Annotated in this window: 26 protein-coding genes; 9 read left to right on the plus strand and 17 right to left on the minus strand. The window is 45.8% G+C overall.

Annotation, left to right across the window (positions count from 1 at the left end; translation table 11 throughout):
* Positions 1 to 126 precede the first annotated feature (126 nt).
* The 13 genes from ABD031_RS15125 to lpxK all read right to left on the minus strand — a co-directional run bounded on the left by ABD031_RS15125 (position 127) and on the right by lpxK (position 11,795).
* On the minus strand, positions 127 to 1,200 hold the full coding sequence (locus tag ABD031_RS15125) for an acyl-CoA dehydrogenase family protein (RefSeq protein ID WP_343852955.1): 1,074 nt from the start codon (positions 1,198 to 1,200) through the stop codon (positions 127 to 129).
* Positions 1,130 to 1,804 (minus strand): nicotinamide riboside transporter PnuC, encoded by a 675-nt coding sequence (pnuC, locus tag ABD031_RS15130; protein WP_343852957.1) that lies wholly within the window; start codon positions 1,802 to 1,804, stop codon positions 1,130 to 1,132. Before pnuC ends, ABD031_RS15125 begins: the two co-directional genes overlap by 71 nt.
* A 461-nt stretch (positions 1,805 to 2,265) precedes the next feature.
* On the minus strand, positions 2,266 to 2,763 hold the full coding sequence (locus ABD031_RS15135) for an SGNH/GDSL hydrolase family protein (protein ID WP_343852959.1): 498 nt from the start codon (positions 2,761 to 2,763) through the stop codon (positions 2,266 to 2,268).
* 145 nt (positions 2,764 to 2,908) lie between these two features.
* Positions 2,909 to 3,256: a DUF6438 domain-containing protein gene (locus ABD031_RS15140; RefSeq protein ID WP_343852961.1), complete on the minus strand. Its 348-nt coding sequence runs from the start codon at positions 3,254 to 3,256 to the stop codon at positions 2,909 to 2,911.
* Complete coding sequence (locus tag ABD031_RS15145; protein WP_343852963.1) at positions 3,217 to 3,618, minus strand: hypothetical protein; 402 nt, start codon at positions 3,616 to 3,618, stop codon at positions 3,217 to 3,219. The genes ABD031_RS15140 and ABD031_RS15145 overlap by 40 nt, the downstream gene beginning before the upstream one ends.
* Before the next feature lie 186 nt (positions 3,619 to 3,804).
* On the minus strand, positions 3,805 to 4,674 hold the full coding sequence (locus ABD031_RS15150; protein WP_343852965.1) for a hypothetical protein: 870 nt from the start codon (positions 4,672 to 4,674) through the stop codon (positions 3,805 to 3,807).
* Between the two features lie 175 nt (positions 4,675 to 4,849).
* Positions 4,850 to 5,221 (minus strand): DUF1801 domain-containing protein, encoded by a 372-nt coding sequence (locus tag ABD031_RS15155; RefSeq protein ID WP_343852967.1) that lies wholly within the window; start codon positions 5,219 to 5,221, stop codon positions 4,850 to 4,852.
* A 7-nt stretch (positions 5,222 to 5,228) separates the two neighbouring features.
* Positions 5,229 to 5,687 (minus strand): GyrI-like domain-containing protein, encoded by a 459-nt coding sequence (locus ABD031_RS15160; RefSeq protein ID WP_343852970.1) that lies wholly within the window; start codon positions 5,685 to 5,687, stop codon positions 5,229 to 5,231.
* Positions 5,688 to 5,744: 57 nt separating this feature from the next.
* Positions 5,745 to 6,464 (minus strand): helix-turn-helix transcriptional regulator, encoded by a 720-nt coding sequence (locus ABD031_RS15165; protein ID WP_343852972.1) that lies wholly within the window; start codon positions 6,462 to 6,464, stop codon positions 5,745 to 5,747.
* Positions 6,465 to 6,686: 222 nt separating this feature from the next.
* Positions 6,687 to 7,931, minus strand: coding sequence for an ABC transporter permease (locus ABD031_RS15170; RefSeq protein WP_343852975.1), 1,245 nt, complete (start codon positions 7,929 to 7,931; stop codon positions 6,687 to 6,689).
* A 176-nt stretch (positions 7,932 to 8,107) separates the two neighbouring features.
* The gene (locus ABD031_RS15175; RefSeq protein WP_343852978.1) at positions 8,108 to 8,719 is read right to left on the minus strand and encodes a MiaE family protein; all 612 of its coding nucleotides are present in this window, start codon (positions 8,717 to 8,719) and stop codon (positions 8,108 to 8,110) included.
* 92 nt (positions 8,720 to 8,811) lie between these two features.
* Entirely contained in the window at positions 8,812 to 10,752 is a 1,941-nt protein-coding gene (locus tag ABD031_RS15180; RefSeq protein WP_343852980.1) for a putative porin, read from the minus strand.
* On the minus strand, positions 10,749 to 11,795 hold the full coding sequence (gene lpxK, locus ABD031_RS15185) for a tetraacyldisaccharide 4'-kinase (RefSeq protein ID WP_343852982.1): 1,047 nt from the start codon (positions 11,793 to 11,795) through the stop codon (positions 10,749 to 10,751). Before lpxK ends, ABD031_RS15180 begins: the two co-directional genes overlap by 4 nt.
* A gap of 41 nt (positions 11,796 to 11,836) precedes the next feature.
* On the opposite strand from lpxK, the gene ABD031_RS15190 reads away from it, so the two are divergent.
* From ABD031_RS15190 to ABD031_RS15200, 3 genes are all read left to right on the plus strand, one after another.
* Positions 11,837 to 12,937 carry a Nif3-like dinuclear metal center hexameric protein gene (locus ABD031_RS15190; RefSeq protein WP_343852984.1) on the plus strand — a complete coding sequence of 367 codons (1,101 nt, stop codon included), beginning with the start codon at positions 11,837 to 11,839 and terminating at the stop codon, positions 12,935 to 12,937.
* 3 nt (positions 12,938 to 12,940) lie between these two features.
* Positions 12,941 to 13,711, plus strand: a complete 771-nt coding sequence (locus ABD031_RS15195) for a zinc ribbon domain-containing protein (RefSeq protein ID WP_343852986.1) — start codon at positions 12,941 to 12,943, stop codon at positions 13,709 to 13,711.
* Between the two features lie 272 nt (positions 13,712 to 13,983).
* Positions 13,984 to 14,424, plus strand: coding sequence for a hypothetical protein (locus ABD031_RS15200; protein WP_343852988.1), 441 nt, complete (start codon positions 13,984 to 13,986; stop codon positions 14,422 to 14,424).
* Here ABD031_RS15200 and ABD031_RS15205 read toward each other — a convergent pair.
* Positions 14,384 to 15,013: a histidine phosphatase family protein gene (locus ABD031_RS15205; protein WP_343852990.1), complete on the minus strand. Its 630-nt coding sequence runs from the start codon at positions 15,011 to 15,013 to the stop codon at positions 14,384 to 14,386. The two genes, ABD031_RS15200 and ABD031_RS15205, sit on opposite strands and share 41 nt — an antisense overlap.
* 53 nt (positions 15,014 to 15,066) lie before the next feature.
* Here ABD031_RS15205 and ABD031_RS15210 point away from each other — a divergent pair, with 53 nt between their 5' ends.
* Genes ABD031_RS15210 through menD form a run of 3 tightly spaced genes read left to right on the plus strand, consistent with a single transcriptional unit; the run spans position 15,067 to position 18,391 of the window.
* Positions 15,067 to 15,489 carry a hotdog fold thioesterase gene (locus tag ABD031_RS15210; protein ID WP_343852992.1) on the plus strand — a complete coding sequence of 141 codons (423 nt, stop codon included), beginning with the start codon at positions 15,067 to 15,069 and terminating at the stop codon, positions 15,487 to 15,489.
* The gene (locus ABD031_RS15215; protein ID WP_343852995.1) at positions 15,486 to 16,703 is read left to right on the plus strand and encodes a chorismate-binding protein; all 1,218 of its coding nucleotides are present in this window, start codon (positions 15,486 to 15,488) and stop codon (positions 16,701 to 16,703) included. Before ABD031_RS15210 ends, ABD031_RS15215 begins: the two co-directional genes overlap by 4 nt.
* On the plus strand, positions 16,700 to 18,391 hold the full coding sequence (gene menD / locus ABD031_RS15220; protein ID WP_343852997.1) for a 2-succinyl-5-enolpyruvyl-6-hydroxy-3-cyclohexene-1-carboxylic-acid synthase: 1,692 nt from the start codon (positions 16,700 to 16,702) through the stop codon (positions 18,389 to 18,391). The genes ABD031_RS15215 and menD overlap by 4 nt, the downstream gene beginning before the upstream one ends.
* On the opposite strand, the gene ABD031_RS15225 is transcribed toward menD, so the two are convergent.
* Both ABD031_RS15225 and ABD031_RS15230 read right to left on the minus strand, forming a co-directional pair.
* Positions 18,363 to 19,169: a helix-turn-helix domain-containing protein gene (locus ABD031_RS15225; RefSeq protein WP_343852999.1), complete on the minus strand. Its 807-nt coding sequence runs from the start codon at positions 19,167 to 19,169 to the stop codon at positions 18,363 to 18,365. The two genes, menD and ABD031_RS15225, sit on opposite strands and share 29 nt — an antisense overlap.
* A gap of 144 nt (positions 19,170 to 19,313) precedes the next feature.
* Entirely contained in the window at positions 19,314 to 19,817 is a 504-nt protein-coding gene (locus ABD031_RS15230) for a metallophosphoesterase family protein (RefSeq protein WP_343853001.1), read from the minus strand.
* Between the two features lie 69 nt (positions 19,818 to 19,886).
* On the opposite strand from ABD031_RS15230, the gene ABD031_RS15235 reads away from it, so the two are divergent.
* From ABD031_RS15235 to ABD031_RS15245, 3 genes are all read left to right on the plus strand, one after another.
* Positions 19,887 to 20,282 carry a rhodanese-like domain-containing protein gene (locus tag ABD031_RS15235; RefSeq protein ID WP_343853003.1) on the plus strand — a complete coding sequence of 132 codons (396 nt, stop codon included), beginning with the start codon at positions 19,887 to 19,889 and terminating at the stop codon, positions 20,280 to 20,282.
* Positions 20,279 to 21,649, plus strand: a complete 1,371-nt coding sequence (locus tag ABD031_RS15240; RefSeq protein WP_343853005.1) for an NAD-dependent succinate-semialdehyde dehydrogenase — start codon at positions 20,279 to 20,281, stop codon at positions 21,647 to 21,649. The genes ABD031_RS15235 and ABD031_RS15240 overlap by 4 nt, the downstream gene beginning before the upstream one ends.
* 85 nt (positions 21,650 to 21,734) lie before the next feature.
* Positions 21,735 to 22,715 carry a pyruvate dehydrogenase complex E1 component subunit beta gene (locus ABD031_RS15245; RefSeq protein ID WP_343853007.1) on the plus strand — a complete coding sequence of 327 codons (981 nt, stop codon included), beginning with the start codon at positions 21,735 to 21,737 and terminating at the stop codon, positions 22,713 to 22,715.
* Between the two features lie 255 nt (positions 22,716 to 22,970).
* Here the strand turns inward: ABD031_RS15245 and ABD031_RS15250 are convergent, their stop codons facing one another.
* Positions 22,971 to 25,499, minus strand: coding sequence for a TonB-dependent receptor (locus ABD031_RS15250; RefSeq protein WP_343853009.1), 2,529 nt, complete (start codon positions 25,497 to 25,499; stop codon positions 22,971 to 22,973).
* Positions 25,500 to 25,591 lie beyond the last annotated feature (92 nt).

Consider the following 25,591-nt stretch of genomic DNA (forward strand, 5'->3'; position numbering starts at 1 on the left):
CACAGTCTGGCTGACGCCGACTTGAGTAACGAAATTTAAGAAAATCCTTATTTCTTCTTGATCTTAAACACAGAATCTCTGCGGTGAAAAAAAAGCACCCTCTAAGACTCTGCGGTGAAAACCTCCTCAAAAAGGAAAGATCAACAAAGCGTGTTGGCTGACGGTATTGAAATCCCTCCAAACACGGTTGATTTCGGTATGTGTTTTTGCCGCCTCCAGGCCCGCAAAAGGATACAGCTTCCCATTGCTTTCCCGACAAGCTTGGGTTAGTTTTCGGCTGACTTGGCTGATCTTACTCAGCAGGGATTTTGGGATTTTCCCTTTTTGCTCCAGCGCTTCGCAGGACTCTTGAACAAACGCATAAAATTCCTTTTTGAGCCTGTTCAGCTTCTTGCGCTGCTTTTCCAGGAGCTTTTGAAAATACTTCTGATGCTTTTTGTCATACTGACGGTACTCGTGTCTTTTCCAAAAAGAGGTTTCGATCAGGGCTACTAAGTGCTGCGTGATCCCCAAGATATTCACCGCTAGCGTCGCTTCCGCCAACTGCAAAAAGGGATAGCGAAAGACCGAGTCGGGCAGCGTTGCACTTTCCGGCAAGATCTCAAAGGCGCGATTTTCCGGTACCCTCAACGCTTCGGTCTTGAAGGCATGACTTCCCGTTGCGATCATTCCCATGTAATTCCAGCCACCGAGGATCTCGACCTCTTCCTTCCTGAGTATAAAAGCTTTCACCAGCGGCTTGCCCTTCTTATCCAAAAGAGGAACTCCGTCTTCCAAAATCTCACAGTTGGCCGTGAGATGGGTGGCGTGCAAGGCCCCGGATGCGTATGTCCAACTGCCTGAGATCTGGTATCTCCCCTCCACCAAGTTCGCTTTTCCACCCACAAAACCGCTTCCGGCCAGACAGACCTTGGGATCGGAGAAAACCTCTTCTGCGAGTAGTTTTTCCAGAAATCCAACAAACCATGCCGCGCCTGCACAAAGCGTCACCGTCCAGCCCAGACTTCCATCCAGCTCCGCCAGTTTCTCCTCGACTCGTAGCCCCTCGACCAGGTTCAGGCCCAGGCCGTCCTGCTCCTTGGGCACAAAGAGTTTGAACCACTTTTCGGCATAGATGACATCCAGCCATTCATCGGACAGGCGGCCCAACTTTTCGGAAGCTGCCGCATGGACTGAGACAAACAGCTTGGAGTGCTTCATGCTGATCTTTGATTTCCTTTCTCCAATCCATGTAGCCAAAAATGGCCACGACGAAGAGGAAAAGGGTGAGGAATGAGAACATATACAACTGCTTGGAATACAGCAGCGGGATCGCAACGAGATTGGAGATATTGAGCCAAATCCAGTTTTCCAGCTTACGCTTTGCCAAAAGCCACATTCCCGCCCAGGCGGTGGACGACACAAAGGCGTCTATCACCGGCACATCCGAATCGGTAAATGTGGTGAGCATAAAGTAAAGAAAAGCCCATCCCAGTATTGCGATTGCCAGCGTGATGGCAAAATCCCGGGAATCACTCTTCGTGATCCGGGAAGCGCCGGAGGCAGATCGGTTTTTCCAATTGGCCCAACCGTAGATGCTCATCACGAGGTAATAACCATGCAGCAGGGTCTCCGCATAGAGCTTGGAGTCCAAGAGGAGAATGGAGCCGCATAAAATCCCGACGATGCCGGTGGGATAGAGCCAGATGTTGTTTTTCTTAGCCAGGAGCACTTCGGAAACTCCGAAAGCCACGGCTATCCACTCCAGCAAGCGGGTGTTTTGGATTTGCTCGAGGAGCAAACCCGCGTCGAATGAAAATTCCATTTGAATAAATTTATCCTTTATCCAAATAAGGGAGAAGTAGATGGTCAATCCCTACGCCGGCATTACCCGGATCAGGTGCACGGCAGCATGCTGCCGATGGGTATGATCTCAGCCCTATATTTTGGGGCACCCCTTAAATGATGGCTTGAAGATAGGAAAAACAGCTCTATCGGCAGCGGAAAGTTCTAAAATTCGAGAAGTCACCTTGCGTACATCGCTTCATCAACTGCAAGCCTCCTGTTATCCAACACGCTTCAAACTCAATGCATTGGCACTCATAAGTTACTGCTATTCAATGGGCAAGTATTTTACTTCATGTTTCAAAAAATCTGAAATTTGCAATCCCAATTCTTCATATCCTTCACTTGTATAATGAACATCTTTGCTGCCTTTTCCGAAGCCATGGTGTATTTCAATTGATTTCTCATAGATATCATTGACCTTCACACCATTGGACTCCATTATCTTTTTGGCAACCTCGTTGTATTTAATGACATCATCCTGAAACTTCCTGCTTCCTCATCGGGAACATAGGTAGTAGTAACGAAAATTAATTCCGCATTGGATCTTGCTCTAATCAACTTTACAATTGAATCAAGATTGCGCCCATAACTTTCAACATCAAATGTGATTGCACCATTAATTTTATCTCTATTCCCTTGTTCTTTTGAATCTGGATGTCGATAGCACAAATCCCACAAACCCCAGTTAAACTGAATTATATCCCAATCATTGTCTCCAATCCACGCTTCAATATGCTCGAGTCCTGTACCAGTATGCTGAGCATTTCCGGGATTATGGGACACGTACGCTACATCCTCTAGATTTGCAATAACAAAAGGAGTATATCCAATCGAAATAGAATCTCCGATTATCAATATCTTGACTTTCTCCTGTTGAAAGCTTGTCATCCCAATCAACAATAAGATCAGAATGGCTTTTCCTCTCAAGTTTCTCATGAGCTATGTTTTACTGTAAGGTTTAACGTGATTCAGCTCGGAGACGGTGGGCTTTCGGAGCCCTTCTCTTCTAACCTTCTCCCAACTTCCTCAAGATACTGAATTTCATAGTTTCTCTGAACCGTCCGTTGCATCCAAGGTGATGTTAGGGACTGCTTTCAATTAACTGCCTTTCAAAGAAGTAAAAATACTTAATGATATTTTGATATTTCCCCTCAAATAATCCATCAATTATTGAAATTTTTAAACCATTTGGATATTCTACTATCATATTGAATCTTAGATTATCTGCTGGACTTGATAGTGTTTCCTCTGGATAAGACACAATTTTAACAATCTCTAAAAGATCATTTATTTCATTAATTATTTTAGTATTCAATTTGAAATTTATTTCACCTTTAATTTCTGTATATTCTATCCCATTATAATTAACTGTACCATCTGAAGAAATTGTCACCTCAAAAACCGGACAGGTACCAAAGCAAGGCTCCACTTCAAAGTATATCTTTTTAAAGTCAACACTTTTTTTTTTGGTTCGTGTTTTTGAAATCGATAATCTACATCATCAATAGTCAAGATCAATTCACTTTTCTTTTTAAGTTTTAAAAAGCAAGTATCATAGCCATATTCAAAATACTCATCTCTGTTGTTAACAATCAACATATTATTATCAACAGTGAACTCAAACATACCAGGAGTATCATAAATAGGATGCAACATTACAGAATCCCTGAATAAAAGAATTTTGTCATCGTTAAACCAAAACCCACTTAGTTTTTGAGAAATATTTTCCTCTTCTCTTTTATTGCATGAAAGGAATGTCAGAAAGAAAAATATGTAAAAGGTTATCTTCATCGTTCTTGAAATAGTCCACAACGTAAAGAGTTTTAAACGCAGTCTGGCCAAAAAAGAGAGACCTTGGAAAGACGTTATTCCAGATTGCGGTTAAAACTGTGTTCCATTGAACAAAGTTATAGACGTAAATGTCGGCAGTAGTTATGCTTTATACTCATAAACCTCTAGATCAAATAGTTGCTGAAGTCATAGCTGTTCAATGATTTTAGCATCGACCCAATACTTTTTTGACTCCCAATATGCACTTCCATCATCCCTAACTTTTTCTTCTGACCTTTCAAAAAGCAAGTATTTCCCGTCAGGTGTCAATCTTGCACCACTTTCTACTAGTTCAGAATTTACTTCATTTCCCATATTGATAGCTGAGCCCCATGAACCATCTTGCTGTCGGAAACTGATATAAATGTCAGACTTGCCATATCCACCTTCTCTCTCGCTATCCCACATTAAGTAGGACTCATCAGGTGCTATAAACGGGTGGGCTATCAATTCCCCTGAGTTAATCTCCTTACCGAGTAGTTTGGATTCTTCACGCTCACCGTCTATAATACTTGATATGCGGATTCCGTCATTACTTTTATAATCGTCAAAAACGAGAGTGCCTTTGGAAGATACTGACATCACCATAATACCCAAATCATCCCTATCAAACATGGGGCCTAGGCTCTTAATTTTGGACCAACCAGAATCTGTGCGCTCTATATAGTTCCATCTAGAATATAAGATATTGCTATCGCTAGGATTATGACTAAAGCTATACTTACTAACCCTGTAATAACTACCTTCATTCCGATATACAACAACTAGAGGCCCAAAAGGGTCGTCTCCTTCATATGTAAAATAAAACTCATCCATATCCAAAGAGTCTGTATTCCACAACTTCCAATCTTGAGAGGTACTCTTTTGGGGAACAAAAATTTCAGGGGTCAATCCTGGTGGCTTGTGTCCAAAGTAGAGATTCTCTTCTGATAAAGGACTATCCTCCTTTGTTTCAGGCTTCTCTGTTTTGCACGCACTTAAAAACATTACAAATACCAGCGCAGTAATTTTAACCATGTTATTTTTCACTGTCAAATTTTCTCAATTACCGCCAACGTGCCTCGGCTTTGCGTTCTGGCGGTTTTTTTACCCTTGATACAAAACCTTAACTTCAAATTTTAGAAAAACTGCCCTACGTAGCAGGCCACCCCATTTGACGCAAAACCTAGCTATTAAGCATATATGCTGTCAGTCATTCTTTGATTTTTATTGTTCCTTTCCTATATAAGTCCAACGCTATTTGAAAAATGCTCTTAATTGTCTTTATGGGTAAATCTTTTTTTGGGTTAACCCGGAAAATCTTCATTCGGGAACGGCCCCCTTCTTCCAATTCGGGGAGGGCAAGATATTTTCCTTCTACCATAAGAATATAAGGTTCGTTCGTTTTTCTATCTGTCCACAGATAGCAAAACACTTTCTTCTTATAGCAAAAGCAAGGCATTCCCCACTTCTGCGTTTCCGTAATGTCTTTGTCTTGGTCAAGGATAATACTGCGTAACGCAAGTAGACAACTCTTGTTTGGCTCTTCTTTGTTCAGGTAATAGTTATGAAGATTTTCTAACATTCGTCACCTATTTTACGGCAATTAAAAAGTCAATCTCTGCATCTGTTGGATTTTGAGCTTTTGCTCCAAAAACTTCAAAGTCTACGGTAAATGCTCTGTCCAAATCCATTCCCCAAATTTCTGTCCACTTGTTTACTATCAGGCTTTTCATTAAATTTCCTTTAGCTGATAGTTGTACATAATTTCCCCCGTCAAACGACTTGCCAATCATTCCGTTTGGAATGTCGTTCAGGTTTTCTACTCTGCAACCCAAAATCGCCGTGTATGGCTTTGTGTGGTCGCTTTCATAGTCGGTGTATAGGGAATACACCGTGTTGTCAGTTTTGTTTGGGATTGTGTCCAAAACTTTCTCACTCATAAACTTACCCCACAAGTCCGCAATTTCTTTTGCAGCTTTTCCATTTTCGTTTGTGGTTCTTACCGAAATTCCGATAACCTTAAAAGGTTCAATTTTTACTTTGTCCACTTTGATTGGTTTTATTGTTGAGCCACAAAGGTAAAATCGGGTTGCGACAACAGTATGTCAGGGGTTTGAAAAATATTTTTCCTTGCAAATTTCAAAATATTCCTGCAAGTTTATTTTATGTGGCTCAAACTGCTCATTGAGTGTTGCTAAATTCTGAATTCTATCCAAACGAAATACCCTAAAATCTTTGCGTAGTGAGCAAAAAGCAATGAGTAGCCAATTTTCTTGTGTGCTGTAAATGGCAAAAGGTTCAATTGTTCTTTCCGTTGTTTGGTTGGTGTCGGGTGAATGATATTTTATTTTGACAAAGTTAAAATTTGTCAAGGCTAATTGTAATGTTGAAAGATAATTGCTTGTCCTGTCATTGGCTGTATTTTGTCTAAATACAGTTCTGTCGGAAAGTAAGTTTGCTTTGTCCTTGGTGTTGTTGCGTAAAACAGATTTTATTTTGTTGATAGCTTCTGAATATTCTTTCACAAATGAACCGTCTTTATTTTTTAAAATAAGTTTTTCGGCTGTAATTAAGGCATTGGCTTCGCTTTCGGTAAACATTACTGGCGGTACTCTGTAACCTTCCATTAAAGAATAACCTTTTCCGTCTTCTGTCAAAATAGAAACACCTGCTTGTTCTAGTGCTTTTATATCTCGGTAAATTGTCCTGCTACTTACTGAAAATTTATTCGCTAATTCTGAAGCTGTTAAAAGTCGTTTCGTTTGCAAAATTGTCAAAATTGCAGTTAGTCGTGACAGTCGTTTAATATCGTTATTGTCATCCATTTTTCTACCTGTTCAGGTTTGCACGATCGTAGCTTGGCCGCTAATACCGAAAAAGCCGCATCGCGGCTATTTCTTATATATCACTTTCTTTTTGGAAACCCATCTAACTGGTTCTTCGCAAAGCTTCCATCAGTGTATTGGATTGATAACCGGACGTCACTTCTGGTACCCTCTATTTTTGAGCGCCCTCGTCTATGGACTATCAGCTATTGACCGACAAGCCTACTCGTATCTCAGGGATTCGATCGGATCCAGTCTGCTCGCCTTATACGCTGGAATATATCCAGCGAGCAAGCCCACTATAATACAGATCAGAAATGAGATAATCATCCAAATCCATGGCACTATAAATCCCCCCGGCCCGATGAAATTGGCGATAACATTGCCAATTCCCAGTCCCAGCAGCATTCCAAAAATCCCACCGAGCATACAAATCACAATCGCTTCGATCAAAAACTGCTGGCGAATCAAAAGTGGGGTAGCGCCAAGTGCTTTTCTAATTCCAATTTCGCGGGTCCTCTCCGTCACCGAAACCAGCATGATATTCATTAATCCGATGGATGCGCCCAAGAGCGTAATGAATCCTATCCCGAAACCACCGATTCTCAGGTATCCGGCTACTTCTTCCAAGCTTTCTGCCACGGACTCACTTTTGGTCAACTCAAATGAATCTTCCTGCGCAACCCGATCTTGACGGATTTTTCGCATAATCCCAATGGCTTGACCCATTTCATAATCGATCTTGCCCGGATCTGAAGCGACCCCGGTAATTCTATAGTTGAAGCTTCCGTTTTTGTCCAGCCTGGCTGCATTTTCGATGGGTATCAAGATCTGCCGGTCCGCTCCCTGGTCTTGCCCTACTCCACCCTGCTTGTCCAATACCCCAATAACCAAGTACGGTTTTCCCAGAAAGGTGATTTTCTCATTGATAGGATCTTCTCCAGGATTGAAAAGCGTCTCTTCAAGTTCTTTTCCAATGATGGCAACAGAGGTTCCGTATCTTACTTCCATGTTGCTGAAATTTCTTCCCTTCGCCAACTTGACTGCTTTGATTGAGAGATAGTTTTCGTCTCCACCTCTGACCCTAGTATTTGGATTGGTTTTTTTGGATCCGCGCTTCACCTCTGCTATTCCTGTCACCGAGTTAAACACGGTCGAAATGCCGATAGCGGCATAATCTTCCTTGAATTCTCGTGCCTCTCTAAACGTAATGTTTGGATAGTTTTTCTCGGTTTTACCCTCCTGCACGACCCGCCCTCCATTGAACCCCTTATTTCGAATATCAAATGAATTGGCTCCTAGGCCCGCAAAACTCTCAGCGATCTGTGATTTGATCCCATCGATCGCCGTTAGCATCCCCACCAACGAGGAAATCCCGATTGCAATTATCGCCCCGGTAAGCACCGTTCGAAGAAGGTTTACTTTTACAGAATTAAGCGCCTCGCGGACATTTTCGATCACATTCATGGATTGTTCGTTTTTAGAACAGCTTTTTGAAAAAAAACATGGTAGCAGGAATAATAATACACAAATACAGAAGAATTGAGTGTAAAATTGACATTTTTTATGGGGCTAGGATTTTAGCAAAAGTCAGAGTTGCCAATTTAAAAACAATCCATTTCCACTACGTCGCTGAAATAATTTCAGTGCATGCGATCACCGCGAACTTCAAGATTTTTTAGAACTGCGGCCTCGTAGTCCAACCACTCTTGCCAGCGCAAGTTAACCTTGTCAACGTCCTGATACTTTCGCGCTAGCTCAAGGAATGTCACATAATGACCCGCCTCGGAGATCATCAATTCATAGTAGAATTTCTGCAGCTCTTCATCTGCGATGTTTTGGGACAAAAGCTTAAACCGCTCGCAACTCCTGGCTTCTATCAGCGCATTCATCAGCAGCTGCTCGGTCAATTGCTGCATCCGGCTCCCTCCTTTTTTGACAAATTCACTCAGGCGAATCACATATTCATCTTTGCGGGGAAAGCCAAACGTCATCCCCCGCTTGCGAAGTTGTGCTAACACCCGCTCAAAATGCCCCCATTCCTCAGCTACAATCGGAGTCAATGTGTCAACCAATTCCTCCAAATCGACAAAACGAAGAATCAGACTGATGCAGGAAGAGGCGGCTTTTTGCTCACAATACGCATGATCGACGAGAATATCGGCAATTTGCATCTCTGCGATCCCAACCCATCGGGGATCGGTCGGCAGCTTCAGATTAAGCATCTTTTGTCTGGTGCTTTCTTCCCAAGTCATGTGAATTTAGGATTTAAGATTTTTGATTTACGACTTCGAGCAAGGTCAGGTTCATTTATCTAGCGTCTAATGTCTTACGTCTTTTTCCCCCTCTAATCAAACAAATACCAAGTTATCCCCAGGTCGAGGAATGAGCGATACCCGGTGTAATCCGGCGTAACGAAGTATCCTTCCTGCTCCATCAATCCCGCATTGAGGTGATTGTATTTGAACAGCACCCGCGTGCGATTGATCCGAAAATCGAGAAACAAATCCGCAACGGGATAGGCATAGACGTCAAAGGTGTTTTGCAGGTAGTATTGTTGAAAAGATGGATTGTAAGCCTCCGCATAGTAGGAAGATTTATACCTCAGATCGATGCCGAGTTGCACAAAGACATTTTCATTGAACATCGGACTGTCAAAGTAGAAGCGGGTGTTTGCATACAGTTGCGGAATCCGGAAGTTGTCGGCACCGTCGCCGGATACCTCGGTAAAGATCACTTCGGAATCCCAACGGAATTTCTTTCCGATCTGAATGTTGGCAATCACCCCCGGCATCAGCATAAAAGCTTGCCCCGTTGCCTGCGTTGCTATCTTTTCTTCGTTGAAAAACACGTAATTATTCACCCGACTGATCGTAAGGTTTGGCCGCAGGCTGATCTTTTTGAAGTCCAGTTTGATCCGTCCTTTGACCTGATCTACGCCGATATTATCGAAGTCGTTTTCCCACTGGTAATGGTTCCCATAGTACATCTGCTGCTGCGAAGTCGGCTTGTAAAGCGCTTTGGTGTACTCGAGCTCTAGCCAAGGCGAAACAAACAGCCCATGAATCCGAAAAGCACCTGGAATCAGATATTCTCCGTCTGCGCTGAGAGCCCACTTCTCGGAGATATTGCCGATCAATTCCCCACCGATATAGACCTCATTGAAGGCTTCCTTTTTATCCGGAAAATAGGGGCTTTCCATCCTTCCGTTCCTCACCTTCGTGTAGGCGTTGTAATAGAAACCCCTGTAAGACCCCTTGATACCAAACTCATTTTTCCACTCGGCGAAGTCACTTTCGTTGCGGGTGGAATCATCGGAATTGAGTCTTTCCTGGTTGAAAAACAGGGAGTCAGAAGTGGTCAAGTCTGATTCGAAAACTACATTTTGGTTTCTGTTGTCTAAGGTATGGTAGAGCTGAAGGCCATTGCCAAGCTTGTACTCATGATAGACATGGTAGTCTTGGCGCAGGTCTCGGGCGCGGGAGTTTTGAAGCCAAACCTTTGCATCCTCGTAAGTAAAATACAATGAAGTCGGATCCACCTCAGGGGGAATGATCCCACCTATTTCGTAGACCACGTGCCGCATGCGAGAAAAGGAGCCCAAGAGCCAATACTTCCCGTTTTCAGAGCGGTAATTGGTGTGAAACGCATATGCGTTTTGCTCCGTCATGTGATCGTCACGATCCACCGGATTTAGCGTCTTACGAATTCGCTCAGTGTGTAGCTCCACGCCAAGATTCCAGCGTGGGTTTACGTTTCTGGAAAAAGCAATGTCCAGCATGTTTCTGTTGCCCCCACCAAAAAAGGCTGACATTTCGGTAAAGGGCGATTTGGTATCAAAATACCTTCTTTTCGCAGGATCTTGATAATATAGATCATATCCCTGAAATCCTGATCTAAGGCCGATTGTCTCCGGGATTTCATAGAAAACTGGCTTAGCATTCGTGCCAATGTTTCCCAGATCCTGGTATTTCCAGCCATCCTTTGCTACAGGATCGTAGTTGTGAAAATTAGTGAGGGAAGTATCCTGCTCGTAAAGTCTAAGTCGATTTCGCTTTAGGTCCTTTTCGAAATAAAAGAGGGAAGTTTTAGGACCGTAAACCATTCGCGTACTGTCATCCAAAAGTGATTTTCGCCCTTCATCCGCTACTTCTTCTTCAGGATCCACGTTTTCTCTACCGGATCGGCCTGTGTTAGTTTGGTTTTGAGGGATTGGACGCTGCGCAAAAAGAGACTGAACAGCCAGCAACGCAAACAAAACACCAAAGACTAAACCTTTTCTGATCACTTCTTGCTGAATTTTTCCCGGATGTAGCTGAGCAGCATTTGCTTGTCTTTTGATTCAAATTGCGCCTCAATAGGCAGCACAAAAATCGGAATTTCCCCCAAAAATCCCTGATTTGCCAAAGATTTAAGTTTCACCGCGTCCTTTTCTGTCGTGAGTAAAACGGGCTTTTGTTGTAGATGTTTTTCCGCGAGCTGCGCGATCCTGCCCAGCTCATCCCTTCCATAGTCGTAGTGATCCGGATAGCTCAAAACCTCCAGGACGTCAAATCGACCTTGGCAATAGCTCACAAACGGACCATCATCGGCAAGACCAGCAAGCAAGATCACCGCACCGGCAAAGGAAACCGAGTGAGCAATCGCATAGGGTTCCCCATAGCCGATCTTAGAGAAAAATACCGGAACTTTCTGCTCCAAATAAGGCCTCAATTCTGCTTCTGTTTTTTGTTTTTGTGCCAAAGAAAGGGTTTCAGGACATTTCGTCACTACCAATACATCAGCCCGCCGAGCTCCGGATCGGCTTTCGCGAAGCTTTCCCATTGGCAAAAGATAATCACCAGAAAAAGGAGAAAAATAAGGGGTCAACAAGCAATAAAAATCAGCTTTGAGTTTCCGATGCTGGAACGCATCGTCTAATATCACCGCTTTAACCCCAGGATACATACCCGCTATTTTCTCCAACGCAGAGACCCGGTCCTCACCCACAAAAACAGGGACTTTCCCGTCGAATTTCTGAAAAATCTGCAGGGGTTCATCCCCTATTTCAGCGGGCGAGCTTTCGTGCTTCGCCTGAAAAAAACCTCTGGTTTTTCTCCCATAGCCACGACTTAGTGAACCGATTTCAAACTCACCCCGAAGATTTCGAATCAGAAATTCCACCATTGGAGTCTTCCCCGTCCCGCCGACACTCAGGTTTCCAACTACTAAACTTGGAATGGGTAATTTGAAGCTTTTCAGGATTTGCCGATCAAATAGCCAATTGCGGATGCCAGTGATGATCCGAAAAATCAGCGCAAGAGGAGCAAGAAGAAAGGCATACCACGGCATTGGCAGGAATTGCTATTTTTGACCAAAGAAAAAGAAAAATTATGGGATACAGGATTCAGGATGTGATTTCTTACCTGGAGCAGGTGGCACCTCCTTCGTACCAGGAAAGTTACGACAACGCCACGCTGATCTGCGGAAGTAGAGGAGATGGCGTCAAGGGAATCCTGTGCACATTGGACTGCACCGAGGCGGTAGTCGAGGAAGCAATTGCGCTGGGTGCCAACCTGATTGTGGCGCATCACCCGATCGTTTTCAAAGGATTAAGGAGTCTTACTGGGCGCAACTATGTTGAACGCACTGTCATCAAGGCCATCAAAAACGACGTCGCCATCTATGCCATCCACACTAACCTCGACAATGTCGCACATGGTGTGAACAAGCGGATCTGTGACCGGCTGGGACTCACCCAAACCAAGATCCTTCGACCCAAGAAACAACTCCTAAACAAACTGGTATTTTTTGTCCCTATTATGTATAAGAGTGCTGTCCTGGAGGCCGTGTTTGCGGAAGGTGCCGGACAAATAGGTGACTACAAAGACTGCTCCTTTCAGTTGGAGGGCTTGGGAACTTTCACCCCGTCAGATAACGCAACGCCCTATATCGGAGAGCGAGGGATTCCCCAATCTGAAGGTGAGATCCGAATCGAGGTGATTTTACCCGCTTTCAAAAGCAGCCGAATATTGTCCGCTATGAAAAAAGCGCACCCGTATGAGGAAGTTGCCTATTACCTTTCTGCCCTGGAAAATGAAAACCAAGAAGTGGGTGCAGGAATGGTAGGTATCCTCGACACGCCTATGAATGAGCTTGACTTTCTGGATTTTCTGAAAGAAAAAATGAATCTCAATACCCTCAAACACACTGCTCTGGCAGGAAGGAAGATCCGAAAAGTCGCTGTTTGTGGGGGAGCCGGTATTTTCCTTCTTTCCGACGCACTGAGGTCAGGTGCAGATGTGTTTGTGACGGCTGATGTCAAATACCACGAATTTTTTGATGCCGATGGTCAGCTGATACTTTGTGACATAGGGCATTATGAGAGCGAAATTTTCACAAAAGAATTATTGGGAGAGCTTTTGTCACAAAATTTCCCTAATATTGCACTCTATTTGACAAAAGTAGTTACTAATCCCACATCCTACCGATAGTACATGGAAAGTACAGTAGCACAAAAGCTAGACGCTATCTACAACCTTCAACTCATAGATTCAAGACTAGATGCCATCGTAAAAGTTAGAGGAGCCCTCCCTGAGGAAGTCCAAGACCTCGAAGATGAGATAGCAGGCTACGAAACTCGCCTCGAAAAATTTCAGAATGACATCGATTCTTTCGAAGGCGACATCAAGCAATTCAAAGACAACATTAAGGAGTCCGAGAAGCTAATCAAAAAGTACCAGGAACAGCAGATGAACGTACGAAACAACCGTGAGTACGACGCTATCACCAAGGAATTGGAACTTCAAGATCTTGAAATTCAGGTTGCCAAGAAGAAAATCGCAGAATCCGGTGTAAAAATCGATCAGAAAAAAGGCGATTTGGACGAGCTGAGCGCTTTGATGAAAGACCGGCAAAAGGATCTCGATCTGAAAAAAGAAGAACTGGACACCATCGTTGCTGAAAGCGAATCAGAGGAATCCAAACTTCAGTCTGAGCACGACAAGGCAATCAAAAAAGTGGAAGACCGACTTGCCAAGTCCTATACCAAAATCAGAGCAAATGCCAAAAATGGACTTGCAGTGGTTATGGTTAAAAGAGGCGCTTGCGGAGGATGTTTTAATACAGTTCCCCCTCAAAGACAAGCTGACATCCGTGAAAAGAAAAAACTGATTGTCTGCGAACATTGCGGCAGAATCCTAGCCGGAGTGGAAGATGAAATTGAAGAGGAAGGCACAAAGACTAAAAAGAGAACAGCGAAAGCATAAGCTCTCTATTTATCCATAATCTAATCCCCGAAAGTCTACATTTTGGGGATTTTTTTTTACCCTAATAAGCTCGTGCTTCAGCTTCTCAGATTTTTCAAAACTCCTCTATCCCAAAAAAACAGCCCCAATTCCTATCTTATTGAGCAATAGACGAAACCTTCCCGTCCTAAGGACGACACCCCACAAAAAAATGCACCTTATAGTCCCTAATCGGCATTGATTATGTTTTTCTTACTTGCATTCAGGATGTTTTATATATTATATTGTCAGCCATGAAGTCGCTTTCTATTCTTTTCTTCTTTCTGATTTGCACGAGCTCGGTTTTCGCCAACGATCCCGAGTCCAAGACGTTCTTGGTGCTATTCAAAAGCAAAGAATTAAAAGAGATTAAAACAAGCATCAAGGACATAGAGTCCCATTTTTCGGGTTCTTTTAACACAAAACACTACACCGGAAACTCAGAACTTGCATTGCTGATTGAAATACCATCCTGCGATTTTGACGCATGTTTTCTCGGAGAATTCCTGATTGAGCTTGAAAATGGACAGACAGTTCAGCTTCAACAGATCGCATTTCGGCTTTTTGACCTCACTGAAAACAAGGCCGTACATCAGCAGTACATCACCATGTACGAAGATGCGCTGAGTTCTAAAAAGAAGGCTGCCAAAGCGTCTAAATCTGACTCAGAACTGCGAGGTGCTCCTGGTCATTGAACTGCGCCACTTCAAACTTTCCGTCCGGTAATTGGTTCAGCACGTATAGGCACAGATTGCTGTGCTCAAATTGATCCATTTCCCGCAAATCGAGGTTCAAAATCAAGCTGAGAAAAATACGCATCGCCCTCCCGTGCATACATACCAAGACTGTCTCACCTGGTCTGCCTAGGATTTTATCGATTCCTCTTCTCATTCTTTCTGCCACCACATTTGGGCTTTCGCCACCCGCGATCGCATAGTCCAGATTTCCTTGCTGCCATTGATGCAGCATATGGCGATAATACTCCCCTTCCTCAGGAGTCATCGGCGTACCTTCATAGTCGCCCCAAGAGATCTCGTTGAGCTCCGGCAAAGCTACCGTCGGAAGACCCAAGTCGATAAATTGCTGAATAGACTGTTTCGTTCGGATGAGTGCAGTGTGATAGACTTGGTCAAATTCAGTTGCTTTGTATGCTTCAAAAAACGCATTGGCCTGAGCGATCCCAGTTCCATTTATCGGTGCGTCTATTCCACTGCCCTGCACTACTCCCTGTAGATTGAAGTCAGTTTGACCGTGTCTGATGAGGTAAATTTTTTTTCGATTCAAGTTTCTTTATTTTTGTCCGCAACCCAAATAAACTTCATTTAACCCATATTTTAATGGTTTTTCTTTCAAGTCCTTCACTGGATCAACTGAATGCTATAAGCAAAAATACAATGGTCGATCATTTGGGGATCGAGTTTACAGCGGCTGGAGAAGACTACCTGGAAGCGACCATGCCGGTAGATCATCGAACAAAGCAACCTATGGGCTTGTTACACGGTGGTGCAAATGTAACACTGGCCGAAACCATGGGAAGTCTTGCTGCCTCTCTGACCATAGACACATCCAAACAAGCCTGCGTGGGCTTGGAAATCAATGCCAACCACGTCCGTGCCGTAAAAGGTGGATCAGTGAAAGGGATCGTCAAGCCTGTCCATATCGGCAAATCCACCCAGATTTGGGAGATTAAAATCTACAACGAATCGGAGCAGTTGTGCTGCATCAGCCGGATCACGATGGCTATTTTGGAGAAAAAATGAACTACACCGTAACCTCATCACCCACTACGCAGTCCGAATTTCTAGATTCCCTCTTCCTCAAAGGCTTGGACTCCGGAAAATCGTTTGCAGTTTGGAGAAAACCCAAGTCCCAAAAGCTGGAATTTCTGCTCGATGACAAAGCAACTCCAGCCCGTGTCGATTTGAGCTTCGAAGAGTTGCCAGCAGGTTTTATTGTTCATCCTTTTGCGGACCAGGAAGATAAAAAGGCTTTTTTCATCAAATCAAACCAGTATTTCAGCTTTCAGCTGGATCAAGATTTCGTACAGGAAGATTTTCCAGAATGGGTAAAATCCCCTATCAATCAATCCAGCGAGGCCATCAAATCCCAGGTAAAAAGTCTGATAAGAAAAAAGTCTGAATCGACTTTTACGCGTGAAGCAGAATCGGATCAGAAGCCACATTTTATCCGGTTGGTTCAGCGAGGTCTTGTCGCTATTGAATCGGGAGTTTTGGAAAAAGTAGTCCCTGCCCGAACCAAGCAAGTTCAAATTTCGGATGATTTTGACCTTGGCCAAACCTTCCTTGAAATGCTGGAAGCCTACCCTAACTCTTTTGTCAATTTTTTCCATATCCCGCAAATCGGCACCTGGATAGGAGCGAGTCCTGAAGTATTAATAGAAACCAAAGGAGATCAGTTTTATACCATGGCCTTGGCAGGCACTCAGCCAGCCTCTGGAGAAAACCCGCTTAAATCGGCCGCCTGGACTCAAAAAGAAATCGAAGAGCAAGCTTTGGTCTGCCGATACATCGTAGAGTGTTTTAAGAAAATCAGATTGAGAGAATACGACGAGCATGGGCCAAAAACGGTGATGGCAGGAAGCCTCCTTCACCTCCGTTCAGATTTCAGAGTGGACATGAGAGCCACGGGCTTTTCCCAATTAGGCTCCGTCATGCTGGACCTTTTGCATCCTACCTCGGCCGTATGCGGTATGCCTCGCAAAGAAGCCCATGAGTTTCTTCAGGAAAATGAAGATTTTGACCGTTCTTTTTTCGCAGGTTTCATCGGTCCGGTAAATGTGCAGGAGGAAACCTCCATCTTCGTCAACCTACGCACGGCCTCACTCAGGGGAGAAAATGCGATTCTATATGCCGGAGCGGGAGTGACGGAAGATTCTGATCCTGAAAAAGAATGGGAAGAGACCGAGCTCAAATGTCAGATCATCGGTAAATTCATCCAAAAACCAAGCGCTTGATCATCCAGCCCATCCTCGACTTAGTGGCGATTTGCGCCAAAAAAGGAATCGAAAACGCGATCCTCTCCCCTGGCTCGCGCTGTGCACCCCTCACGCTAGCCTTCACTAGGCATCCCGACATTCATTCCAGAACGATCTCCGACGAACGATCGGCCGCATTCATCGCCTTGGGTATGGCTCAGCAACTCGGACAGCCGGTTGTCTTGGTCTGCACCTCGGGCTCAGCTGCGCTAAATTATTGTCCAGCTATTGCCGAGGCCTACTTCCAGCGAGTACCGCTCTTGATCCTGACCGCTGACCGACCTCCCGAATGGATAGACCAATGGGATGGACAGACGATCTACCAAGAAGAGGTCTTTGGGAAGCATGTGAAGAAAAGCTTCCGCTTTCCGGACTCCTTCAGCAACGAAGAACAAATCTGGCAGGCAGGTAGAATCGCCAACGAAGCCATCAATCTGGCCAAGCAATTTCCGGCAGGTCCAGTGCATATCAATATTCCGCTGCGTGAGCCTTTCTATCCGACGGAGGGAGAAAAGTTCGAGTTCCCAGAGCATCCCCGGGAATTCACCCCGGTATCCAGCCATAGCCAGCTGACAGAGGAAAGCCTCAAGCATATCAAAAACCGGCTCGCCGATGTTCGGAGGCTACTCATCGTCCCTGGCCAACAGCGACCCAATGCCCAGCTTCAAAAACTCCTGGATCAATTGGCTGCCAAGCAAAAGGCGGTCATCGTCACCGACACCATCTCCAATCTCCAAAGCGAACAGACGATCACCCTACAGGACCATTGGTTGGGAAATGAAGGTCTGCACGCCGAGTTAGAGCCAGACTTGGTCATCAGCTTTGGTCAGTCGGTGATATCCAAGTCTCTGAAGCAGTTTTTGAGAAAGTCTCAAGCTTCGCACTGGCATATCCAGCAGGATGGGCAGTCCAGAGACACCTATCAGCACTTGACCCGAATTCTGGCTTGTGCACCAACGGGCTTTCTGGCTTGGCTAGGCGAAAATCTTCCCAGCCAAGACGATGACTTCTTTGAAACTTGGAAGAATCTGGAGCAAAAAACCGGAGAGACTCTTCCTGCAATCTTCGAGTCCTCGGACTTTGGTGAATACCCAGCCCTGCATTTTCTCCTGAAGAAAATCCCCGCTGCCTCCAAGTTGCACCTCGCCAATTCCATGGCGGTACGCTATGTGAATTTCCTCGGAAAAAGAGAACAGGAAATCATCTGCAACCGAGGCACAAGTGGCATCGACGGCTCGAACAGTACGGCGGTTGGTTGCACGTTTACCACCAAAGATCCCGTGACCTTGATCACCGGCGACATGGCTTTTTTCTACGACCGCAACGCCTTTTGGCACAACTACACAATCCCAAATCTCAGAATCATCATCCTGAACAATCACGCGGGCGGCATCTTCCGCCTCATAGATGGCCCGGCCAAACAACCAGAACTGGAGGAGTTTTTTGAAACCAAACAAAAACTCACCGCGAAACATTTGGCAACGGAATTTGGGTTCTTCTATTCAAAAGTGATCAATCAAGAAGAGTTGGAGGCGTCTTTGAAAGATTTCTACGAACCAGGCCTGCATCCGAAAATCCTGGAAATCGAGACTTCCAGTCCGAAAAATGCGGAGATATTGAAGGAGGTGAAGGAAAAAATCAAGGCTGGAATTCAGCAGAAAAAGTAGAATCGGGAGAATTGCTTCTCCCGATGTTGTTGATAGCCCAGATCATTAGTCCGAGTTGACCGATTTCAAATAGGGTCAAAGGGATCAATCCGAAGATCACACCGATTCCCGAAAAGATGAGAATACCGGAAATCAGGCCCAGCGCTCCGATGATCTGCGGAATATTAGACCAGAGCTTTTTGTAGCACAGATATCCAATTCCCAAAAAGGCATAGCAAAGCCCGAATGAACTCAGCTTCACCAGGTAATAATCCTCCAAGGCCAGCTGTCCGGTAATCAGCGCATAGCAATCGATACTGTACCAAATTGCATTTGCTCCGAGCATGGTCCAGAGTGCGATTTTCAGCACTTGGTTTGGCACAAAGGACTCCAAGCGCACCCAGCCGTAGATGAAGGAAGCATAGGTCAGGAACGTCGCGATTTTCACCGCCAAAAAAGACCAAGAGCCCTGCCCTTTCCCCTCCTCGATCCACTCGTATTCCATGCCGATCTCAAAAAAAGCGAGGAAGAAATAGATCACTCCTGCGGCAAACCCAAGATAGAGGTACGCGGGAGCCTTACGATTCTCATTCGCAAAGCCATTTTTCACCTCCTCCCATTGATAGTCCAGGGCTTCAAACAGTGCCTTGACCGTGTAGCTTCTCGGGGTGACTTCCCCGGATTCGATGCGCTGGATGGTGCGCACATTCAGGTTGCATTTTTCGACGAGTTCTTCCTGCGTCAGTCCTTTGGCCTTTCTCAGTTCAGAGATCTTCTTGCCCAATTGTGGTTGCTTCATGTGAAATAGATTTTGATTGACCATGGCAAGTTCTCGTCTTGATTTTTGACAAAGGGCGTACGGGACTCGGTTTTCACCCGACATTTACCCGACATTTGGAATTGGGGCTAAAATAGCCGCTTTCCGGCGTAAAAAAAGACCCATTCAGACTCCTCTTTTCCCCAGCTCGACTACGCGCAGGTTCTGGATTTTTCCTTGATCCAGTTCAAAAAGCAGCATCGTCCGCATCTGGTGAAAACCCTGCTGCCCTATCGCGCCGGGGTTCATATAGAGACAATTCAGCGCCTTGTCAAACTCCACCTTGCAGATGTGCGAGTGGCCACAGATGAATAGCTGCGCCCCGGAGGATTTGATCCGCTCTTTCACCCCCTTGGCATAGCGGGGCGGCTTGCCGCCGATGTGGGTCATCAGTACCCGGACTCCCTCCAGCTCAAAGTCCAGCCACTCCGGATAGGTCTGCTGGGCTTGCAGATCGTCGATGTTTCCAAAGACCGCGCGAATGGGTTTACCGGTCGGCAAAGCCTCCATTACCGCGCTCAGTCCGATGTCTCCGGCATGCCAGACCTCATCCACCTCCTGTAAGTGCACGAGCGTGTTGGCATCGATGTAGCTGTGGGAATCCGAAATCAATCCGATCTTTTTGGGCATTTTGAAACGAAAGGGGCTAAATTTTCGCTTGAATATGGCAGACCTCGCTCACTTATTCAACTTCCAGCCATGAAAACCAGACTGTTCTTTCTCCTCTCTTTCCTACTAATCGGCACGGCTACACTTGCCCAATCGACTAAAAAAGACTCGGTTAAGGTGCTTTCTGTCGCTGACTTTTCAAAAGAAGTCGGCAAGAAAAACACTGCAATCATCGACGTAAGGACTCCCGAGGAAGTCTTTGAAGGGCATCTGGCTGAGTCGATGAACGCCAACCTCCTCAGTGAAAACTTTGCCGAGGAGATCGACGTCCTGAACAAAAAGACCACCTATCCGCTCTACTGCCGCACGGGGGTAAAAAGCCGAAAGGCTGCCGACCTCATGCAGAAAGCTGGATTTAAACACGTGTACATGTTGGACGGAGGCATCACCGCTTGGAAAGAAGCCGGTAAACCCATAGAAAAATGAGCAAAATCAAATCCATCAATCCCTGGACGTCCAAGCTTCTTGGGGAATTTGACCTCCTGACTCAGGAGCAGATCGACACAAAAACGGATGCAGCCGCGAAAGCTTTCGCTACCTGGAAAGACCTGCCGATTTCAGACAGAGCTGTTCTGATGAAAAAAGCGGGAAAAATCCTGCGTAAAAACCAGGAGCAATACGCTCGCCTGATCACCGCGGAGATGGGCAAGGTCATCCGCGAATCCCGGGCAGAGGTCGAAAAATGCGCTTGGGCTTGCGAGTATTATGCGGATCAGACGGAAGGCTTCCTCGCTCCTGAAGAAATCACTTTGGAGGACAACAAGAAAGCCAATCTTTTCCATCAACCTTTGGGCGTGATCTTGGCCGTGATGCCTTGGAACTTCCCCTTTTGGCAGGTTTTCCGCTTTGCTGCGCCCACCTTGATGGCAGGGAATACGGGCATCCTCAAGCATGCGTCCAACGTGCCCCAATGCGCGCTGGCGATTGAGTCGGTTTTCCGGGAGGCTGGTTTTCCCGAGGGAGTCTTTCAGACTTTCCTGATCGACTCCAAGGCCACTTTGGCACTGCTCGACAAAGAGGAAGTCAAAGCAGTATCGCTCACCGGGAGTGAAAAAGCCGGAGCAGCCGTCGCGGCCGCAGCCGGTAAAAACATCAAAAAGTCCCTTCTCGAACTTGGCGGTAGCGATCCGTTCATTGTGCTCGCTGATGCCGATATCGAAAAAGCTGCAGAGATTGCCGTCAAAGGACGCATGGTCAACTTTGGCCAAAGCTGCATCGCCGCCAAGCGATTTATCATCGAAGAATCGGTTTTTGATGCCTTTCTAGAACTTTTCATCGAAAAATTAAGCCAGCTCAAAAGTGGTGATCCGATGGATGAAAGCTCCGATTACGCCTGCATGGCAAGGCCTGATCTGGCTGCAGAACTTTTCTCCCAAGTCAAAAAATCCGTGGAAATGGGAGCCAAAATCATCCTCGGCTCCGAACAAGCCAAAGAAGGAAGTGCGGAGTTTGACCCGATTATTTTGACTGATATTGCTGAAAATTCTCCTGCTTTTACCGAGGAACTCTTCGGTCCGGTGGCGACTCTCTTCAAAGTGAAAAATGAAGAGGAAGCGATCAAATTGGCGAATGTCACCGAGTTTGGTTTGGGCGCATCGCTCTGGACGGAGGACCCGAAAAAAGGCGAACTTCTCGCTGCACAGATCGACAGTGGCGCCGTTTTTATCAATGCGATGGTCGCCTCCCAACCGGGCCTTCCCTTTGGCGGAATCAAAAAATCTGGCTTTGGGCGTGAATTGGGCAGACAAGGCATCCTAGAATTCGTCAATACGAAGACCGTTTATCTCGGATAAGATCGATCTCGGATAAAGAACGGCGTAGCTTTTGGTTTTGGCCGATTCCTTTCTATTTTTACGAGCCAAAATTTTGTCTTAACCAATGAGAGAAATACAATTTCGGGAAGCTTTGAGAGAAGCGATGACCGAGGAGATGAGACGTGATAAGAACGTTTTTTTGATGGGTGAAGAAGTCGCTGAATACAACGGTGCCTACAAAGTATCCCAGGGAATGTTGGACGAATTCGGACCAGAACGCGTCATCGACACACCTATCGCTGAGTTGGGTTTTGCCGGCTTGGGAGTGGGTGCGGCCATGAGCGGCCTGAAGCCGATCATCGAATTCATGACCTTCAATTTCTCTCTGGTTGCAATAGATCAGATAATTAACTCTGCCGCCAAGATGTATGCGATGTCCGGCGGAGCCTATTCCGTGCCGATCGTATTCCGTGGCCCTACCGGTAACGCTGGACAGCTTGGTGCAACCCACTCTTCCAACTTCGAAAATTGGTTTGCCAACACTCCGGGTTTGAAAGTGATCGTCCCATCTAATCCCTACGATGCCAAAGGCCTGATGAAAGCTGCCATCCGCGACCCGGATCCGGTGATCTTCATGGAATCTGAAGTGATGTATTCGGACAAGGGCGAAGTCCCTGAGGGAGAATACCTCCTTCCAATCGGTGTTGCCGATGTGAAACGCAAAGGCAAGGACGTTACCCTGATCTCCTTTGGCAAGATGATGAAAGTGGCTCTCGAAGCTGCTGAGGTTATGGCAAAAGAAGGCATCGAATGCGAAGTGATCGACCTGAGAACTGTCAGACCAATCGATTACGCTACCTGCCTGGAGTCTGTCAAAAAGACTAACCGCGTAGTCATCGTAGAGGAAGCTAATCCAGTAGCTGCCATTTCTTCTGAATTGACCTATCATTTCCAGCGGTATGCATTCGATTACCTTGACGCTCCGGTAATCCGTGTCAACTCGATGGATATCCCGTTGAGCTACGGCCCTAGCTATATTGAGGCTACGCTACCAAACGTGAAGCGAACAGTAGATGCCATCAAAAAGGTGACTTACAAAAAATAAGAACCACTTTCCGACGAAAAAGCCGACTCGATGAAATTGAGTCGGCTTTTTTTGTCCTATTAGCTAGACCTGTCAAGTTTTTGAAACCTGACAGGTCTAGCTACGAAGGGGAAAAACCCACTTTTGGGCAAAAAAAAGTCCGACCCTACTGAGGCCGGATTTTTTGTTACCCAATCTATCTATTTATTGTCTTATGAAGACCCTAGTTATCGAGACGGTAAAATGTCAAGGTTCGCGTCAGGCCTTCCTGTCTTTTTATTTGTTTCGCGCTGGAGTGGATCCCCCACCTTGGTTTTCCATCTGTCCACCGCCATCACCACCATCTTTCTGGTCATCATTGTTGATGGATTTTCTGCGTCTTGGACGTTGATCCATGCTCATCTTGCCGATGCGGTAGCTGAAGTTCACCTTGAAGTTCATGTTGCGCATTGCGTTGGTGCTGTTTTGCACGATGGTAGGCGTAATGATTTCGTTGTTGATCTTAAACTCCTTCATCAGGAAGTTTTCCGCACCAAAGCCTATAGAGCCTTTCTTCTCGTTAAACTGCTTGTTGAAGTTCAAACCATACACCGCAAAACCTCCAGAGCTACCTTGTAGCTGAACCTGACGACCTCTCGCAAAGGAGAAGATCTGTGCTTGCCAATCTTTCGGAAGGGTGTAGTTACCAAACAGTCGACCGCTGACCACGAAGCCCTCATTTTTCGCGGCATATTGATCAGTCAGGCCGTTATCCAACATCGCATAATAGAGGTCCCCGCCACCGTTTAGGGAGAACTTGTTGCTGATGTTGATATTGAAGAACATGTTAGTACCGACAGCTTGCTCGTGTCCGATGTTTTCATAGGTCGTGAAGATCACCCCGTCATTCTGCACGGTTCGCAGCGGTTGGATTGAGCCGGTCGTGTTACGATAGAATCCGGTGAAGTTCAGCGTGGTATTTTTGATAAAGGTGCTGTATCCCAACTCGTAGTTATCCGTCATCTCAGGATCCAACTCTGGATTACCCTGGGAGATTTGCTGCGGATTGGATATATCTATGTTCGGGTTCAAGTATCTCAGCGAAGGACGTTGGATCCGTCTGTTGTAGGCCGCCTTGATCAGGTTGCCGTTTTTGAGTTTTCTGCTGGCATTCACACTAGGAACGAATGTTCCATAAGAAGGAATTTCCGCCTCATATTCGGTTTTGAAGTCAGCGTTGATCGTGGTGTACTCATATCTCACACCACCTTTCAAGGTGTAGTTTTTCAGGATCGGAGTTGTGAAAGAAACATAACCCGCAGTCACATTCTGGTCATAGCTAAACTCGTTGCTCAAGGAAGGGTCCTCCAGCTCCACAAACTCTCCCTCGGAGCCGTCAGCCAAATAGTAGGAGAAGTCTGAATAAGCCTTTCTCAGGATGTTCTTTGCACCATACTCCAAGATCTTGTTGCCTTTGTCATCCACCGGAGTTACATAGTCCAGCTGCACTGTAAATTCTTCGTTCTTGCTTGGGTTGACGTTCTTCGTTCTTGAAAACACGTCTTCCAAATCAATCTGGTCATACAGAGTGTTGGTAAATGAGTTCTCACGGTCGTTAGTGCTATACAAGGTCAGGAGGCTCAACTCTCTTCCTTTTTTCTCAAAAGTCCGGGTATAGTTCAAACTTACATCGATGGAATTGGAGTTGTCCAGGGTGTAGGTTTCCCGATTTTGCGTTCCTCTCAGGACATCGTCCAGGTAGTTTTGCGTCAAGAAGTCGGTCTGCCAGTTTTTGGAGTTTCTAATACCAAAGTTCACGGCACCAGTCAGGAAGTTATACTCGTTGATATCGTAGTCCACGCCAAAGTTATATCGACCAAATACGTCTCGTCGCTCGGTATCAGCAGATTGTAGGGAGGTAGAGACTGTTCCGTCGGCGTTGTTGGTCACTTGCTTGTTGTCAAAGCTTCCCAGGACGTTGTATCCCGCTCTGCCGAACCCTCCCAAGGAGAATCCGAACTTGCCTGTTCTTGCGCTTCCCTGGAGTCCAAGGTTGGAGCCTCTCAGTCCAAAGCCAGTATTGACGTTCAGGGTTGCACCTTGCAGGGTATTTTTCTTGGTCACGATGTTGATCACACCGGAGGTTCCTTCCGCATCATATTTCGCAGATGGAGAGGTAATCACTTCCACAGCTTTGATTTCATCTGCAGGAATCTGCTTGAGCGCATCGGAGATTGAGGAAGCGGCGATAGCCGAAGGTCTGTTGTTGATCAGGACGAGGATATTGGAGCTACCTCTCAAGGAGACGTTCCCATCCAAATCCACGGAGAGCATTGGCACTCTTCTGAGCACGTCGGTACCGTCCCCACCAGCAGTGGTCTTGTCGTTTTCTGCCTTATATATGGTACGGTCCACGCGCTCTTCGATAAGTTCGCGCTGTCCCTGCACCGTCACTTCTTCCAAAGCGACGCCTTCGTCGGTCATACCGATTTCGCCAAGGTTGATCTCAGAGGAAAGGGAGTTGATGTTGACGGTTCTTTTGGCAGTCTCGTATCCGAGGAAAGTCAGGTGGAGTTCGTATTCTCCCACTTCGTAACCAGTGATATAAAAGACGCCATCTCCGTCTGCCACCGCACCGGAAGTGCTGACTTCGGTTCCTTTTTTATAAAGTGCGGCAGTGGCGTAGCCTACAGCTTCGCCGGTTTTGAGGTCTTTGGCAATTCCTCGGATTCGTCCTGCTGTGGCTTCGGCCTGTGGCTGCTGGGCAAAGGACATGCTCGTTCCAATAAAGAAAAAAGCGAGTGCTAGATTGAGTAAATTTTTCATGGGTTTGTTTTCAAAAGAGGGCTTCTGCCAATTGATACCCCAAAGTTGCGGGCAAAGTTTCGCCTCAAAAAATCTAATAGACCAGTGGGTCT

Source organism: Algoriphagus jejuensis (assembly GCF_039523455.1).
GTDB classification, from domain to species: Bacteria; Bacteroidota; Bacteroidia; order Cytophagales; family Cyclobacteriaceae; genus Algoriphagus; species Algoriphagus jejuensis.